This is a genomic window from Streptomyces sp. NBRC 110611 (assembly GCF_001590865.1).
GTDB lineage: Bacteria > Actinomycetota > Actinomycetes > Streptomycetales > Streptomycetaceae > Streptomyces.
In genome coordinates, this window is sequence record NZ_BBUY01000043.1 from 1 (window position 1) to 15,103 (window position 15,103).

General features: G+C 63.4%; 11 protein-coding genes and 7 pseudogenes. 12 read left to right on the forward strand and 6 right to left on the reverse strand.

From position 1 onward, the window contains the following. From AZE13_RS32745 to AZE13_RS32755, 3 genes and pseudogenes are all read right to left on the reverse strand, one after another. A partial coding sequence (locus AZE13_RS32745; RefSeq protein WP_147264812.1) for a helix-turn-helix domain-containing protein occupies positions 1 to 416 on the reverse strand: 416 nt, incomplete at its 3' end. Positions 417 to 510: 94 nt separating this feature from the next. Next, a pseudogene (locus AZE13_RS32750) lies at positions 511 to 1,447 on the reverse strand (IS701 family transposase); the annotation flags it as partial. Positions 1,448 to 1,578: 131 nt separating this feature from the next. Next, the gene (locus AZE13_RS32755) at positions 1,579 to 2,121 is read right to left on the reverse strand and encodes a transposase (RefSeq protein ID WP_181690535.1); all 543 of its coding nucleotides are present in this window, start codon (positions 2,119 to 2,121) and stop codon (positions 1,579 to 1,581) included. Here AZE13_RS32755 and AZE13_RS32760 point away from each other — a divergent pair. Both AZE13_RS32760 and AZE13_RS36595 read left to right on the forward strand, forming a co-directional pair. After that, positions 2,071 to 2,847: a transposase family protein gene (locus AZE13_RS32760; protein ID WP_066940331.1), complete on the forward strand. Its 777-nt coding sequence runs from the start codon at positions 2,071 to 2,073 to the stop codon at positions 2,845 to 2,847. The two genes, AZE13_RS32755 and AZE13_RS32760, sit on opposite strands and share 51 nt — an antisense overlap. Positions 2,848 to 2,882: 35 nt before the next feature. Then, positions 2,883 to 3,917: a hypothetical protein gene (locus tag AZE13_RS36595; RefSeq protein ID WP_147264814.1), complete on the forward strand. Its 1,035-nt coding sequence runs from the start codon at positions 2,883 to 2,885 to the stop codon at positions 3,915 to 3,917. Positions 3,918 to 4,114: 197 nt separating this feature from the next. Here AZE13_RS36595 and AZE13_RS36085 read toward each other — a convergent pair. Both AZE13_RS36085 and AZE13_RS32770 read right to left on the reverse strand, forming a co-directional pair. Next, positions 4,115 to 4,759 (reverse strand): annotated as a pseudogene (locus AZE13_RS36085) (IS5 family transposase); the annotation flags it as partial. 41 nt (positions 4,760 to 4,800) lie between these two features. Then, positions 4,801 to 5,972 (reverse strand): annotated as a pseudogene (locus tag AZE13_RS32770) (IS3 family transposase). 69 nt (positions 5,973 to 6,041) lie between these two features. On the opposite strand from AZE13_RS32770, the gene AZE13_RS35060 reads away from it, so the two are divergent. The 6 genes and pseudogenes from AZE13_RS35060 to AZE13_RS32790 all read left to right on the forward strand — a co-directional run bounded on the left by AZE13_RS35060 (position 6,042) and on the right by AZE13_RS32790 (position 9,570). Beyond that, positions 6,042 to 6,632, forward strand: a complete 591-nt coding sequence (locus AZE13_RS35060) for a transposase (RefSeq protein WP_220127642.1) — start codon at positions 6,042 to 6,044, stop codon at positions 6,630 to 6,632. A gap of 79 nt (positions 6,633 to 6,711) precedes the next feature. Next, on the forward strand, positions 6,712 to 7,011 hold the full coding sequence (locus AZE13_RS36600) for a hypothetical protein (RefSeq protein WP_147264815.1): 300 nt from the start codon (positions 6,712 to 6,714) through the stop codon (positions 7,009 to 7,011). 143 nt (positions 7,012 to 7,154) lie between these two features. Further along, a pseudogene (locus AZE13_RS38790) lies at positions 7,155 to 7,632 on the forward strand (transposase family protein); the annotation flags it as partial. Next, entirely contained in the window at positions 7,630 to 8,199 is a 570-nt protein-coding gene (locus AZE13_RS38795; RefSeq protein ID WP_398780289.1) for a transposase, read from the forward strand. The pseudogene AZE13_RS38790 and the gene AZE13_RS38795, both read left to right, overlap by 3 nt. 373 nt (positions 8,200 to 8,572) lie before the next feature. Further along, a complete protein-coding gene (locus AZE13_RS38800) occupies positions 8,573 to 8,800 on the forward strand; it encodes a helix-turn-helix domain-containing protein (protein ID WP_258528162.1) in 228 nt (75 codons plus the stop codon). Further along, positions 8,731 to 9,570: an IS630 family transposase gene (locus tag AZE13_RS32790; protein WP_258528160.1), complete on the forward strand. Its 840-nt coding sequence runs from the start codon at positions 8,731 to 8,733 to the stop codon at positions 9,568 to 9,570. Before AZE13_RS38800 ends, AZE13_RS32790 begins: the two co-directional genes overlap by 70 nt. 49 nt (positions 9,571 to 9,619) lie before the next feature. Here AZE13_RS32790 and AZE13_RS32795 read toward each other — a convergent pair. Beyond that, positions 9,620 to 11,295, reverse strand: a pseudogene (locus AZE13_RS32795) (ISAzo13 family transposase). A 284-nt stretch (positions 11,296 to 11,579) separates the two neighbouring features. On the opposite strand from AZE13_RS32795, the pseudogene AZE13_RS39450 reads away from it, so the two are divergent. From AZE13_RS39450 to AZE13_RS36605, 4 genes and pseudogenes are all read left to right on the forward strand, one after another. Then, a pseudogene (locus AZE13_RS39450) lies at positions 11,580 to 11,864 on the forward strand (IS21 family transposase); the annotation flags it as partial. A gap of 55 nt (positions 11,865 to 11,919) precedes the next feature. Beyond that, positions 11,920 to 12,129, forward strand: coding sequence for an integrase core domain-containing protein (locus AZE13_RS32800; RefSeq protein WP_079124628.1), 210 nt, complete (start codon positions 11,920 to 11,922; stop codon positions 12,127 to 12,129). A 338-nt stretch (positions 12,130 to 12,467) separates the two neighbouring features. Beyond that, positions 12,468 to 13,557: pseudogene (locus AZE13_RS32805) on the forward strand (IS630 family transposase). 872 nt (positions 13,558 to 14,429) lie between these two features. After that, positions 14,430 to 15,103, forward strand: a 674-nt coding sequence (locus AZE13_RS36605; protein WP_147264816.1) for a hypothetical protein, incomplete at its 3' end; no start/stop codon positions are given.

Here is a 15,103-nt window from a genome sequence, read left to right on the forward strand (position 1 = left end):
ACCTGACGGTAGGAACGCCGGGCCGGGCGCTGCGGGGAGAAGCCGTGCCGGCGCAGCCACTGGCCCACGCCCTGCTCGGTCATAGTGACCCCGACAACCATGCGGATCAGGGCCGCGACCAGCCTGCGGGTCCGCAACGGCCCGCCGATCAGCAGATCCTCCGGGGTGTAGTCGGCCATCGCCGGGAAGACCACCGCCCGGTCCTCGGCGCTGATCAGCTTGCCCGGCCCCAAGCGGGATTTCACCGGCGCCGCGAGCCCCGCCCGCCCCAGGGCCTGGTACTTGCTCCACCAGCTGCCCACCGACCGCTCCGCGACACCGAACACCTCAGCCGCCTGCCGAGAGCCCCGCACCCGCCCCGACTCCAACGTGGCCACCACCCGCAGCCGCAGCACCTCCTGTGCCGCAGGCCCCAAACGCCGCGCATCCCCAACTCGCTCACACCCCCTCAACGACCAAGGCAACCAAATCGTTTCGTTTCAATATCACTCCAGCTGTAGTTTGTCATCTTCATTTCTGGGTTGCGGCTTGTCGGCGGTAGTGGCTGGACTGTGATCGTGCCTGGTGGCGGTGTCGCCAGTCGGACCAGCTGAGTCGGTGTACGAGGTCGTTCAGCGGTCGGACGGTGACCGCGAGAAGCAGATGCTGGATCTCGTTGCAGGTCAGCGGGGCCAGGTCGTCTGGTCCGGTGCGGCGTGCGTGTTCGTCAGCGCGGACGACAGCGAGGAAGGCGTGAGCGAGCATGGCGAGGGTGACCCAGCGGCTCCAGGACGGGTAGCGGCGGACTTGGTGTTCATCGAGTCCGGCCGTGGCCCTTCTCGGTCTGGAAGGTCTCCTCCACCGCCACCTGGATCCGGCCGTCCGGACCAGTGTGCGCAACGGGAGTGGCCTGGTGGAATGGCAGTGGTAGTAGGCAAGTTCGCCGATGGTGCGGTTGCGTCGGATCAGCAGGTGACGGTGGCCCGGTGTCGGGTCGGTGAGGTCGATGACGGCTCAGTAGCGGTGTCCCTTCGCGCCGCGTCCGGCGGATAGTTTCTGCCAGGCCCGCTTCGGGAGTTTCCCGGCCAGCGTGTCGGTGGGGAACTTTCCTGCGCCGGTGGGCACTTCAGCTGAACAGGCCACCGCGAGGACGTAGCTCAGACCGCGCTTTTCCAGGGCCGTCCTCCGTTTCGGGTTGGGGCCGTAGACCTCGTCGCCGGTCACCCAGCCGACGTGGTGCCGGCGTCCAGGAACCGTTCGATCATCGTGCGGGCCAGCTCCGGCTTGGTCGCGAACACCTTGTCCTTGCTCAGCCCGGCCGCCCGGCATCGATCCGGGTCTGAGGTCCACGAGCGCGGGACGTACAACTTCCGTTCCACCGCCGCGTGCCCTCGCTCGTCTGCCTAGGCGAGATAGACGGCGACTGGGAGTTCTCGATCCGGCCGGCAGCGCCGGTGTGTCGGCGTCGTCGAAGGACACATCAATCGCATCAAGACCATCAAACGCGCCATATACGGCCGGGCCTCGTTCTGTCTCCTCTGCACCCGGATCCTGCTTCGATCGTGAACCGAGGATTCACGGAATCGCGGCCAGAACCAATTACGTGATCGTCGACATAGCGGACGCGAGTTTGTCGTACCTGGTCGCGACGCCTCTCGCCTGTTTGAAAAGCCCGATCCGGCACTCGACCTCGTGTCGGCGCTTGTACATTTTCGCGGTCGAATCCGGGCGGGCGGCCGCCGGAGGAGCCCCGCCGGAGCCGGTGCCGGCCTGGTCGCACTCTTCCGGGATGGTGTGTGCGATTCCGTGTCTGCGCAGGTTGGCGTGGATCCGGCGGGAGGAATAGGCAGCCCGGTCAGCGAGGACACGTTCCAGTCGGGGGCGTGGGCGTCCGGCGCCGGGCTGGGGGACGCGGATGCGGTCCGTGACCTGTTCAAAGACAGGCGCGTCACCCTGCTGGCCTGCCGTGATGACGACAGCGAGGACGTGGAAGGAGGCATGGACGGTGAGGTTTGTGTCCTGAACATGAAAAGGGGGTTGGTCGTTGCGGTGGTGTTCTCTACGCACCACGCTTCGTTCGAGGAGCCTCGCTTGGTCTCGTGTCGTGCCACGCTCGACGTCCCCTGTGAGCTTGTCGAGCACGTCTCGTGGCTCGTCTATGACCGAAGGTGTGAACGCGGCACACGATGGTACAAGTTGGGCTGCTTCAACCAGGCCCTGCTGGCGCTGGTGCACCTGCGCAAGAACGAGACGTTGCCTCAGCTCGCGGCGGGGTTCGGTATCTCCACCGCGACCGCGTGGCGGTACGTGGACGAGACACTCGAGGTCCTGGCCGCCTGGGCACCGGACCTGCACGAGGCTCTCCTTGGCCTTGGTGAAGGCGACTTCGTCATCGTCGATGGCATGCTCATCCCCATCGACCGCATCGCCGCGGACGAGCCCTACTACTCCCAGAAACACAAGAGGCACGGCATGAACATCCGGGTCGTCGCACGACCAGACGGCACCCCACTGTGGTTCTCCCGCGCGACACCGGGACGGACCCATGACCTGACCGCGGCCCGCGCCCACGGCATCGTCCAGGCCTGCCTCACCAGGCAGATCCTCGTGCTGGCGGACCGCGCCTACCAGGGCGCCGGCGCCACCGTCCGCACGCCGTATTACCACCACAATGAACAGCCACAGCACTACCAGCAGTTCAACCGCGACCACGCCCGACTCCGAGCCCCCGGTGAACGCGCCTTCGCCCAACTCAAAACCTGGCGGCTACTACGGCGAGCCGGCTGTTCCACTCGCCGCATCGGCACAGCCGTCCAAGCCGTCCACACATTGCTGACCTGCATATCCAGGATGAAAACGGTTCACTGAACCGTTTTCATCTTCCGTGTCGATACCCCCACGTGGTGGCCCTGACCTGCAATGATGTCACCACCCGTCACTCTCGGAACCTCAGGATAAAAACGGTTCACTCACACATCATCAACGAATCTGAACCCAAAGCGTTTTCGGGTCAATACATTCTTGAACGGAACTCTTTGGGTCATTATCTGTCTGGAGATTTACCTATGGGCACCTATCGGTCAATTGTGGTAGCAATTACTGCCTCGCTGGCTCTTTCTGTTTCTTTAGCCGCGCACGCAGATCAAAGCAGGGGCGCAAGCCCAGAAATCTCGTCCAATAAACTCAAATGTTTCAATAAAGAGGGCGGGAAATACCCTCCCATTGTCCGCAGTGACGGTAATGATGGAGGATGGATGCAGAACGGCACGGATAAGCCGATAATGATCCTGATGTACCCCAGTAATGCTAGCTTAGTAGGTGATGCGGTTGTCCAAATACTGGACACCCTCACGGGGGGGCTGAATCCAGTGAGTCAAGCGAAAGACATCAAGGGAATTATTGATAAGATCAAGGCAGGAAAAAATGTCACCGGAGCGGCCGGCGCATTGGAGGCTGCATGGAAGGGGGCGGGAATCCTCAACGACTACAAAGGCGCAACAGACGAAGCGAAAAAGGCCTATAAGGCCGCTTTCGGGGAACTGGAGAAAGATTGGTTGGAGATACCCCCTAATTGCTTGGCGGATCTCCGTGGGGACAAAAGGGGTAAAGTTGATTGGGCGGGATTTTTTGATTACTTTTCCCCGTTTGGATGGTATAAAAAATTAACGGAGGGTGCCAAAACGGAAGTATTTGAGGCGATACAATGTCAAAAGCGAGATTCCCAGAGCGGAGCCTGCGTCGAGGGGCGTCACCTCAAGTACGATGAATTGGCCGTTAGTAAATCCTACTGGATTAACTCCATCCAGGGGCTTTCGGAAATGAAGGCAAAGCCAAAAAAGGAAGGGAGTAACAAATCGGAAGACAAAGTCATTGTCGACATGGTGATGGGTAAACATCTTGCGGGTGGGAGTTGGCGAAAAATCCTCTCCAGTAAGTAGCTCAGCGCCAAATTGTGTGGATAAGGGATCCAGTGGCATGCGATATAGCTATTTTGCTCGACTTATGCGAGTCGCTGGACCCTTTTCGCTGAACCTCTTTCATCCTGGGGTCCCGAGAGTGACAGGTGGCTAGGTCCGTGCCACCACGTGGGGATATAGACACGGAGGATGAAAGAGGTTCACTGTAAGACCGTATCCTATTTGGTCAGGCGGACGAGTTGCTTGTAGCAGCACAGGGCGGCGGCGAGGCTGAGAAAGGCCAGGTAGTTGCGGTGGTTGCGTTCATAGCGCGGGCTGAGTCTGCGGTAGCCCGACAGCCACGATATAGTGCGCTCGATGACCCATATACGCCGCCCCAATCGTTCGCTGGACTCGATGCCTTTGCGGGCGATCCGCACTCCAATCCGTTGATACGGGGCCATTTCCGCAGGCCGGGACGGTCATATGCCTTGCCAGCGTGCAGACGCTCGGGTGTGAAATACCGGCCGTGGTGCGGGTCGTGTCTCGTTTGGTGACCGGCGACCATCGGCTTCAGCCCTTCGCTGTCGTGGGTGTTCCCAGCCGAGACGCCGACGACCAGGGGCAGTCCTTTCGCGTCCGACAGGTTGTGCATCGTCGAACCCGGCTTGCCCCGGTCCACGTGGCTCTGACCTGTGAGTTTGCCTTTTTTGGCCCTCACGTGGGCCGAGTCAAGGACGATGCGGGAGACGTCGATCAGGCTGGCGTCGTCGAGCCGGTGCAGGACTGCCTCGTGCAGCCGACCCCACACGCCAGCCCGCGACCAGAGTCAGAAACCGGCGGTGTGCAGTTGACTTCGATATCTCGAAGCACGGCGGCAGTGCATGCTAGGTACGGGCCTTGACCCCGAATCCTGGACACGGGCTTATGCGGCTGTGGACAGCGTAGTTGATGGTGCGTCGAGTGCTGCTTCGCAGGCGATGGGACTGCGGTGGCCGAGGCGGGAGTGGCGGCGGACGGTGTTGTAGCGGTGGAGCCAGCGGAAGAGCGCCAGCCGGGCCTGGCGCTCGCTTGACCAGCTCTTTCGGCCCTGGAGGGACTCTCTCTTGCAGGCCGCGTTCCAGCTCTCGGCGGCGGCGTTGTCCGCCGAGCTCCCGACCGCGCCCATGCTCTGCATCACACCGGCCTTCCAGCAGGCTTCGGGGAACGCCCGGCTAGTGTACTGCGCCCCGTGGTCGGTGTGCATGATGGCGCCACTGAGGCTGCCGCGTCACCGCTCGGCCGCGGCCCGGGCGTCAACGACGAGCTCGGTGCGCATGTGGTCGGCCAGGGCCGAGCTGGCCAGGCGGCGCGAACACAGGTCGATCACGGTCGCCAAATAGCAGAACTTCCCGCCGCCCACGGGCAGGTAGGTGATGTCGCCGACGTACTTGGTGTTCGGCAGCGTCGCGGTGAAGTCCCGGCCGATCAGGTCCGGGGCCTTCGCGGCGGACTGGTCGGGGATGGTGGTGCGGTGCCTGCGGCGTAGGCGGAGCCCGGCCAGGCCGAGGGAGCGCATGAGACGGGCCACGCGCTCGGCGGTGATGCGGGGGACGCCGTATGTTCCGTCGGAATCCCGGTGCACCCGGCGTATCCGCGCGGCGAGCTTCGTGTCGGCCCCCTGCCGCGCGGCCCTGGCCGGGGCGGTCTTGCGCCAGTAGTAGAAGCTGGAGCGGGCGATGCCGAGCACCTGGCACAACTGCTTCACGCCGAAGCGGCGCTGGTGGTCGGCGACGAACTGGAAGCGGTTCACCAGCGCGTCTCCCCGGCGAAATACTTCGCGGCCCGCCTCAGGATGTCCCGCTCCTCCTCCAGCTCGCGGATCTTCCTCCGCGCGGCGGCGAGCTCGGATTCCAGCGGCGAGGTGGGCTCCCCGTCGGCCATGGAGGCCGCGTGGGAACCGGTCCGCCGGCCGTCCGCGGCTCGCATCCAGTTGCGCAGCGTCTCCGTGTTCACGCCCAGGTCCGCGGCGACCGACTTGATCGTCGCCCCGGGCCGGGACCAGTACAGCCCGACCGCGTCCCTCTTGAACTCGGCCGGGTAATGCTTCATAACCACGACATGTCCGTTCTCAGATCCTAAAGATCTATATGTCTCAAATGTAAGATCCGGGGTGAAGGTCCCCCCGTGCCCCGTCAGGTCGCACGGTGGATCGCCACCACACCGTCCCAGCGCGGCCTGCATGCAACGGAGGGCCTCCACCGGTTGTTCGAGCACTGCCCGGAACTGGAGCGCACCCACGACCTGGTACGGCAGTTCGCCGCCATGCTCGACAACCGCGACGCAGCCGGGCTGACCGATTGGCTCGATCACCTCACGGCCTCAAACCTCCCGGCCTTGGCCAGCCTGGCCAAGGCCATCCGCGAGGACCAGGCCGCGGTCGTGCAGGGCATCACCACACCGTTCAACTCCGGTGTTAACGAAGGCCGGATCACGGATCTGAAGCTCCAGAAGAGGATCACGGCCGGGCGCGCAGGAGTTCCGCTCCTGCGCCAGCGCGTCATCTTCATGGCCAACCCCGACGCCGCTATCCGTGACGGAGTGTCACCGGCGCACGGAGGCACACCCCCGCTTCACGAAATTCTTGCCAGGGCCAGAGAAGTCCGTACGCCGACACCCTCCACCTCAACACCCAGAACTAAGGTTGGAAAAGGCTCATCGTGCGAGATCGTTAGGCGAACGCCGATGTGCTTGTCGCGGATCCGTATAGGAAGGTGAAAGGAGTCGTGAGGGATTAAGTGTTAACCTCGCGCGAAAATGCTATTTTTGAATGCGTCGACGAGAAAGGTTCGCTGAAATGGATAGGATGCAAATTCGTGCTCTGGCTGTCACGGCGATGCTTATTTCGCTCGCGTGTGGTGTAACTTTAGGAAGCTCTGGTTCCGCTATGGCTGTGAGGCGTCAGGCGGTGATTCAGGGCGCCTCCCATTTCTCTTTGGATGCATGTGGCGACATTTCCCAAATATTGAGCGAAGGCAAGCTTGATAAGGCCACCAAGGATAAAATTAAGAAGATATTTGAAGATGGCGTACCATTGAAGTGCGTGGTAGAGTTGAAGAAGAAATGGGGGAGTCGGATTATTGATTTGATGAAGTGATTTTGCTGAATTTCGTTGTGAATTCGCTAACTGAGCCTTTTGAGGGTGGTCAGCGATCGGGTGATGTGATGTGGGTGCAGAACGGGTGAGGCCCTGGGATGTTGAGCGGGATGTCTCTCGTGTCTTCTCTTCGCCCGAGGGGCCTGGTTGATTACGTATCTGCTGCTCTGGACCTGCCGCACGCGCTCGTGGAGACGGTGATGATGCTGATCGTCCTTCGGGGGGTGACTGCCGGTGCAAGCTGCCGGCGTCCGGGCGTGCCCTGGTCGCACTCGTGTACCTCAAGCAGCACCTCACTCTCGCCCGGATCGCGGTGGGGTTCCGGATCAGCGTGGGCACCGCGCACGCCTGTGTCCGCTCCGTGGCGGTGCTGCCGGCCCGCCGGGCCCCGGGCCTGACCCGAGCCCTGCGTGAGGCGAAGCCAGGGCGGAGTACCTGCGGGTGGACGGCACCCTGGCAGAATGCGACCGGGGCGCCGGCGGCCGCGGCGACCACTAGGGAAAGCACCGTCGCCACGGCGTGAACCTCCAGCTCGTCACCGACCCCGCGGGCTGGCCGCTGTGGCCTCCACTGCCGGGGCGAAACCACGACCTGACGGCAACCCGCCGGCACCGCATCATCTACAGCCGCTACACAGTCGGCTGGATGCTTGCCGCGCACGAGAACAAGGACCTGGCCGAGCAGTTCCTGTCCTCCACGATCGCCAAGTACGAGGTGGAACACGGCCGGTTGACGATCCACTCCGACCGGGGCTCGCCGATGGTCGCCGAGAACGTCGCGCAGATGATGTCGAACCTGGGCGTCACCAAGTCGCACTCCCGGCCGAAGACGTCGAACGACAACCCGTACTCGGAGAGCCAGTACAAGACCCTCAAATACCGACACGACTTCCCCGACAGATTCGGCTGCGTCGAGGACGCACGCGCCTGGTGCGAGTGGTTCTTCGACTGGTACAACCTGGCCCACCGCCACTCCGGGATAGCCATGCACACCCCGGTCGATGTGCACCACGGCCTCGCCGACCAGCTGCGCGAGATGCGCGCCGACGTCCTCGCCAGCGTCTACGAGAAGCACCCCGAACGCTTCGTCCGCAAGGCCCCGGAGCCACCGAAACTCCCCAAGGCCGCCTGGATCAACAAACCCGACGAACCCAGACCCGACAATCAAACGATCCCGGCACAGCGATAGAGCACTTCACCTGCCTTGATCACGTTGACAGGCTCCGCCACGCTGATGGACACGCTGGCGTTCGACACCGCGCCGCCGGCCCGTCGACTGATCGAGCTGCTGAAGGAGCGAGGCTGGACCCAACTAGAGCGTGTGGATCCAACACGGGGCGCGGCCGGAACACGGCCGGAAGACACCGCGGTGCAGAGTTCCCGGTGTGAACGGTGCGGCCGGTAAGATTCACTTCTTCTGATTGGCTTGCCTGCCTTGCCCGTTGCTTTGGCCCGCCCGATAGCCCCGACTGCCGCCGAGCGCGAGCGGCTGAAGAAGATGGCCTACGGGCCTGCACGCAGCGCGCGGCCGCTCCAACGCGCGCATCGCCAGGGAAACGGGCCTGCACCTGGACACCGTGCGCACATGGCGGGGCCGGTTCGCCGAGCAGGGCCTGCCGGGCCTGGCCGACCGCTGCCGCTCGGGCCGCCCGCCGTCCTTCACGGCGCTGCAGGCCGCCCAGGTCAAGGCGCTGGCCTGCCAGTTACCCGCTGGACCGAGGTGCCGCTGGCCCGCTGGTCATGCCCGGAGCTGGCCCGCGAGGCCGTGGCCCGGGGCATCGCCGCCTTAGTCTCGGCCTCCACCGTGCGCCGCTGGCTGGTCCAAGACGCGCTCAAGCCCTGGCAGCACCGTTCCTGGATCTTCATCACCGACCCCGGCTTCCGGCCCAAGGCCGCCCATGTGCTGGACCTGTACGCCCGCACCTGGCAGGGCGAGCACCTGAGCGATGACGAGTACGTGATCAGCGCAGACGAGAAGACCTCCATCCAGGCCTGCTGCCGCTGCCACCGCACCCTCGCCCCCGGCAAGGCCCGCGCGATGCGCGTCAACCACAGCTACGGACGCGGCGGCGCCCTGGCCTACCTGGCCGCCTACGACGTCCGTAGGGCACAGGTATTCGGCCGCACCGAAGCACGCACCGGCATCGTCCCGTTCATGAACCTGGTCACCCAGGTCATGAGTACCGAGCCCTACGCCAGTGCCAAGCGCGTGTTCTGGATCGTGGACAACGGCTCCTCCCACCGCGGGCAGAAGGCCGCCGCCCGGCTGGCCGCGGCGTTCCCGAACGCGGTCATGGTCCACACACCCGTACATGCCTCATGGCTGAGCCAAATCGAGATCTACTTCTCCTCCGTCCAGCGCAAGGTCGTCTCACCCAACGACTTCCCCGACCTCACCGAGGTCAGGAACCGGCTCCGAGCATTCGAAGACCGCTACAACGCCACGGCACAGCCGTTCCAGTGGAAGTTCACCACCTCCGACTTGGACGATCTGCTGGCCAGGCTCGACCGGCACACCGCCGATCACCACGAAGAATCCTCCGTCACGCTGGCAGCGTGATCAACCCCCGAAGGAATTACTGAGCCGACCACTTAGGGCGTGCAGATAATCAACACGCTGTTTTGATCTTGCTCTGGTTGCTGCTGGCCGCCGCCGGGACGTACCTGGGGATGCGCGTCGGCAGGTGTGTCGGGGCCGGGACGGGCTCCACGGTGTGGCCGAGCTGCGTGAGCAGCTGCCGGGTCTCTTTGACGACGCGGTGGATGGTGGTTGGGCTGGTCCGCAGGAGCCGGGCGAGGGTGTCGTCGGACAGGCCCAGGCGCAGGTGGAGCAGGGTGGCCACGACGCGATCGGGGAACAGGAAGGTGGGCGGACGCCCGGTTCGGGGCTTGTGCGGGCGTCGTCAATGGGGTGGCTACGCACCCGTTCCTCGCGCTGGGCCTGCCGCAGGTCGGCGAGGCGTGTGATCAGTTCGTCCAGCTCTGGGACGGTCATCCCGATCAGCTCGGGGAGGGTGGGCGCGCGAGGCCATTCATCCCGTGCGGTAGGGATGGCCTCGGTGGTCGCGGCTGCCTCAGCGGTGGGGTGCAGGGTGTAGTTCCAGTCCCCGTGGAAGACGTGGCGGCTGATCGGCAGGGCTGCAAGCCGCGTGTCGCTGACTTCGACTCCGGTCGGGTAGGAGCCGGTGTCCAGGCAGGCGTCTACGCGTAGGCCGGCGCGGGTGGTGGTCGCCGCGATGCTGTTCACGATCACTTCGTGGCTGGTCAGGGGCCGACCGCGCCAGTTCATGGTGATGTGGGAGAACAGTCGGTGTTCCACCTTATTCCACTTCGATGTGCCCGGCGGTAGGTGGCATACCGTTACTTCAAGTCCGGTCTGGGCCGCGAACCGGGGCAGCTCCACTTTCCAGGCACGGGTGCGGTACCCGTTGGAGCCACCGGCGTCCGCGGTGATCAGCAGCCGCGATGCGTGGGGGTACTGGGCAAGTCCGACGGCGTTCCACCAGCGCCGGATGGATTCCACCGCGAACGCGGCGGTGTCATGGTCGCATCCGACGTTGACCCAGCCGGTGTTCGCCGCCACGTCGTATATGCCATACGGGATAGCCTTGCCGAGTTCCCTGTCGGGGAAGTCGTGGACGCCGACCTCGGCCGGGGTGCCCGCGGGCCGCCACTGGCGGCCGTCGTTCTTGAACTGCCCCACCAGCTCCTTCTTTTTGGTGTCGACGCTGATCACTGGTTGTCCGCTGTCGCGGTGCTCACGGGCTTGCTCGTTGAGGTAGCGGAACTGCGCGTCACGGTCCGGATGCTGCCTGCCCTCCAGGGTCTTGGCGTTGGCCTGCAGGCTGAAGCCTTCCTCGCGCAGCAGGTCGCCGACCGTGTCCGCGCTGACCCGGTGGCCCTGCCGGGTCAGCGCGGCGGCCAGCTGTCTGGTCGACTTCACCGTCCAGCGCAAGGGCGACATCGGATCCCCGCGCTCCTCCGGCTCGACCAGGGCCAGCAGTGTCGGCCGCAGCCCCGGATCTACCTCGGCGGCTCTCTTGCGCCCGCCGCCGGGGCGGCGGACCCGACCCAGCGGCTCCGCTCCCGCCTCCAGCTCTTCCACGCCCTTGCGGACGGTCGTCTCGCTGACCTCGGCCGCCTGCGCGACGGCCCGGATCCCGCCGTGTCCCAGGAATCGAGCCTCGGCCCCCGTCAGCAGACGGCGTTGGCGCTCGTCCAGGTGCGGGAACAACAATGCGAATCTCACGGCGAGTTGGTCACGAGTCTCCTGCGATATGCCCATACCACATCAACGAGCCAGATCCGCGGAAGCAACACGTTGTTCCTCTGCATGCCCTTAGCGTGGACGCGCTGGTCCAGACAGCATCGATTTCCTTCTCGGCCACCAACTGTCCGCGCACGACCACCGTGACCTGCGCGGACCTGCCACGGTGCCGACATCCTGAGCTGACGCTCCCCCTCCTGGCATTGTAGGTGACTTTCCAGAACGTTTGTCGCTGAGTTTTGAGAACACCTCGGTGCTTGCCTCGGGACCATGGTTGTGCTCTGCACGACAAGGGGGCATGGGTGGCGCCGAAGTCCAAGGTCGATCTGTACGCGGCGATCCGTCGTGATACCAGAACCGGCATGTCGACGCGCGCTGTCATGCGGAAGTACGGCGTCGGCTACGAGACCGTGCAGAGGGCCCTGGCGTCGGCCCTGCCGGAGCCGCGGAAGAAGATGAGGCCGCGGGCGACGCGGCTCGACCCATACCAGCCCTTGGTCGACGCCATCCTGAAGGCGGATCTGACCGCGCCGCGGAAGCAGCGGCACACGGTCAAGCGGATCTACGAGCGACTGGTGGACGAGCACGAAGCCGTCGATATCTCCTACCAGATGCTCCGTCGCGGACAGCTACGACAACGCGATGGCCGAGGCTCTAAACGGCACCTTCAAAGCCGAGCTGATCGAGATGCAGGGCCTCTGGAAGGACGTCGATCAAGTCGAGCGGGCGATCTTCCAATGGGTCACGTGGCACAACGAAGAGCGCCTCCACTCCGCGTTCGACTACATACCGCCCGCCGAGCACGAACACGACTTCTGGCATGGCCAGAAGAGAGTCCCGCAGTCCGCCTGAATCAATCAAGAACGGACTCTACGAAACTCGGGGCAGCTCAAACCGCCAGCTCATGGCCAACCTCAACACTCACACGTGAGATCCAGGCAGCCCGCACCCGATCCAGCGATTGCACCACACCTGTCGCACTGCCATCCTCAACCCGTCAGGTCGCCCACCTGCACCAACACGGGCAACCGAGCGCCTGCGGCACTCGAATCCCCCAGAGAATGGCCCAGTAGGCGGTTGAACAGGTTGCGGAGTGCCGCTGTGTGGCGGTCGCCATCGGGATCCCGTTCGGCTGGGTTACTGCCGATGAGCTCTTGTGACCTGAGTCGGAGATTTGTCGTTGGTTGGGTATGAGTCGTCCGGGTCCGAAGATTCCGCCGTTGTCGCTGACTGATGCCAAGCGGGCTGTGCTGGCGGGCTGGGTGCGTCGTCGCACGACGGCCCAGGCGTTGGCTCAAAGGTCGCGGATCGTGCTGGAGTGCGCCGAGGGGCATTCGATCATGGAGGTGTCGCGACGCCTGCGGATCGCCCCGGACACCGTCCGCACCTGGCGGCGGCGTTTCCTGGAGCACGGCCTGGACGGCTTGTGTGACGAGCCGCGGCCCGGTGTCCCGCGGAAGATCACCGATGCCGACGTCGAGCGGGTGATCGTCAAGACACTGGAAGAGACCCCGAAGAACGCCACCCACTGGTCGACCAGGTCGATGGCCGCGGCCACGGGAATGTCACAGTCGGCCATCTCTCGGATCTGGCGCGCCTTCGCCCTGGCCCCGCACCGCACGCAGACCTTCAAGCTGTCCACGGACCCGCTGTTCATCGACAAGGTCCGTGACGTGGTCGGGCTCTACCTCGACCCGCCGGAGAAGGCCCTGGTCCTGTGCGTGGATGAAAAGTCCCAGATCCAGGCCCTCGACCGGTCCCAGTCGGTGTTGCCGATGATGCCCGGTGTCCCCGAACGCCGCAGCCACGACTACGTCCGGGCCGGCACCGCCACCTTGTTCGCCGCTTTGGAAGTGGCGACGGGGACGGTCATCGGCTCCCTGCACCGCCAGCACCGGGCCGTGGAGTTCAAGAAGTTCCTGGCCAGGCTCGACAAGGAGGTCCCGGCAGACCTCGGCGTGCACCTGATCCTCGACAACTACGCGACCCACAAGACGCCCGACGTCAAGAAGTGGCTGCTGGCGCACCCGCGCTTCCACCTGCACTTCACGCCCACGAGCTCGTCCTGGCTGAACCTGGTAGCGGTGGTTCGCCGAACTCACGCAGAAGAAGCTCAAGCGCGGCGTCCACCGCTCCGTCCAGGCCCTCGAACGCGACATCCGGGCCTGGCTCGCCGACTGGAACGAGCAACCCCGACCGTTCATCTGGACGAAGACAGCTGACGAGACCCTCGACAAAGTCTCCGCCTACTGCCACCGAATCTCTGACTCAGGTCACTAGGCCAGACAAGCCGGATCCGGATGTGGCTGGAGGAACACCACATCCCTCATGTCCTCGCCGTCCCGAAATCACATATGGTCATCACCACATGGAGTTCTTCGGTCAGGTCCGCGCGCACGAGCTGATCAGCCAGCTTCCTGGCCACGCGAGGACGCGCCTGAGCTGCGGTGACGGGGCTCACGGCCTGCGCGAGTAACTGGGCCGCGGCCGCGATCCGGCCCTGGCGGCGGGAAGGCTAGGACCACTGGTTGCTCGCACGACGCAGCCTCACCGACCCCACGGACATCGCCTACTACATCTGCTTCTGCCCTGCCGGGTTCTCGACCAAGAAATCTGTCTCCACAGGGGCTTCGTGTGCTTGTCTACTCGTCGGCGATCGACTCGCCTTCTTCCAAACAGCTTCGTGACCTTTATTAATAACCCTCAAGGATCAAGGTCAATGAGGGCGGCTACAGCCCCGAGTCCGTCCATAGGGAAAAACGGCTTCACGGCGCGGAAGAAGCTCTCCGCTTCGTCGAGGTCACGGAGGAATCGCGTGTCCGTACGAAGCTATGACATTGTTTGCGCACAGCTTGGTGGCGATGCGCGTTTTTTGATAATCGAATAATAACGATTGAATGGAGAGTCTCTTGAGGATTCCTTGTGGGAAACGCTTCACTGGAAGAAGGCGAGCTGCTCCTGTCGCCCTAATGTCTTTAATTTTCGTGGTAATTTCAGCACTAGTCGCCGCTCACGCGAGCGCCGAAAATCCACATTTCACCCACCCTCGGGTTGTGCGCGCTACCAGTGGCGGATATTTTTTGGACGACCCTGCTTTGTGTAGCGAGTATAAAGGTAGTACTGCCGGGTCCAGTAATGTTCATCTAGCAAATATGACTGACACACCTGTCTATGTTGTTGCATTCAAGGATCCCACGTGGGTGGTGGCGGACACTGTTGTCGAGTTGGCTACCAGTGTTGGTCTGGCAGTTGCTTCGGGGGGCACCGCAGCTGGGCAAACTGTAAAGGGTGCCGTCCAGGCGGCCGAAAATCTTAAGAAGGTGGTAGATAGCGTAAGAACCGGGAAGAGTATCTCCGATGTCCTCAAGGTGGTCCGGGAGACCTGGGCGCTGGTTAAGTCGATTAAGAAGGCTGCGGATGCGTCGGCGAAGGTGAAGGATGCTGTGGATAAGGCAAAAGAAGCGCTTGAAAAACTCAAGGAGAAAACTCTCAAGGTTGAACCATGGCATTGCGCAAATATCGTCAAGGAAGGGTATGACAGATTCCTTAAGGTGAGCGGATATGCTGAGTTGCTGGGCGCCAAGACGGTGAAACTGTTTATCTTCCGAGAGGGGGGGGGAGCTGCTTTGCAGCATGTAGAATTTTCGACAAATAATGACCACTCTTGGGTTGTAGAGAAAGATTTTGTTGTTCGAGCAAAATACGGTACACTGACTCAGTCGCGGCGCGGCTGCGGAGAACTTGTATACAAGTTCTCCGCTGAAAAATCCGAGGGGAAGGCAGTAAATGATCCGGACTGCCGTGTTGTTCGAGATGACAGTGAATG

Excerpts from the sequence above, each read along its gene's own strand:
- AZE13_RS36600 (WP_147264815.1), top strand. The coding sequence starts at position 6,712 with ATGGATAGGATGCAAATTCGTGCTCTGGCTGTCACGGCGATGCTTATT.
- AZE13_RS32800 (WP_079124628.1), top strand. The coding sequence starts at position 11,920 with ATGGCCGAGGCTCTAAACGGCACCTTCAAAGCCGAGCTGATCGAGATG.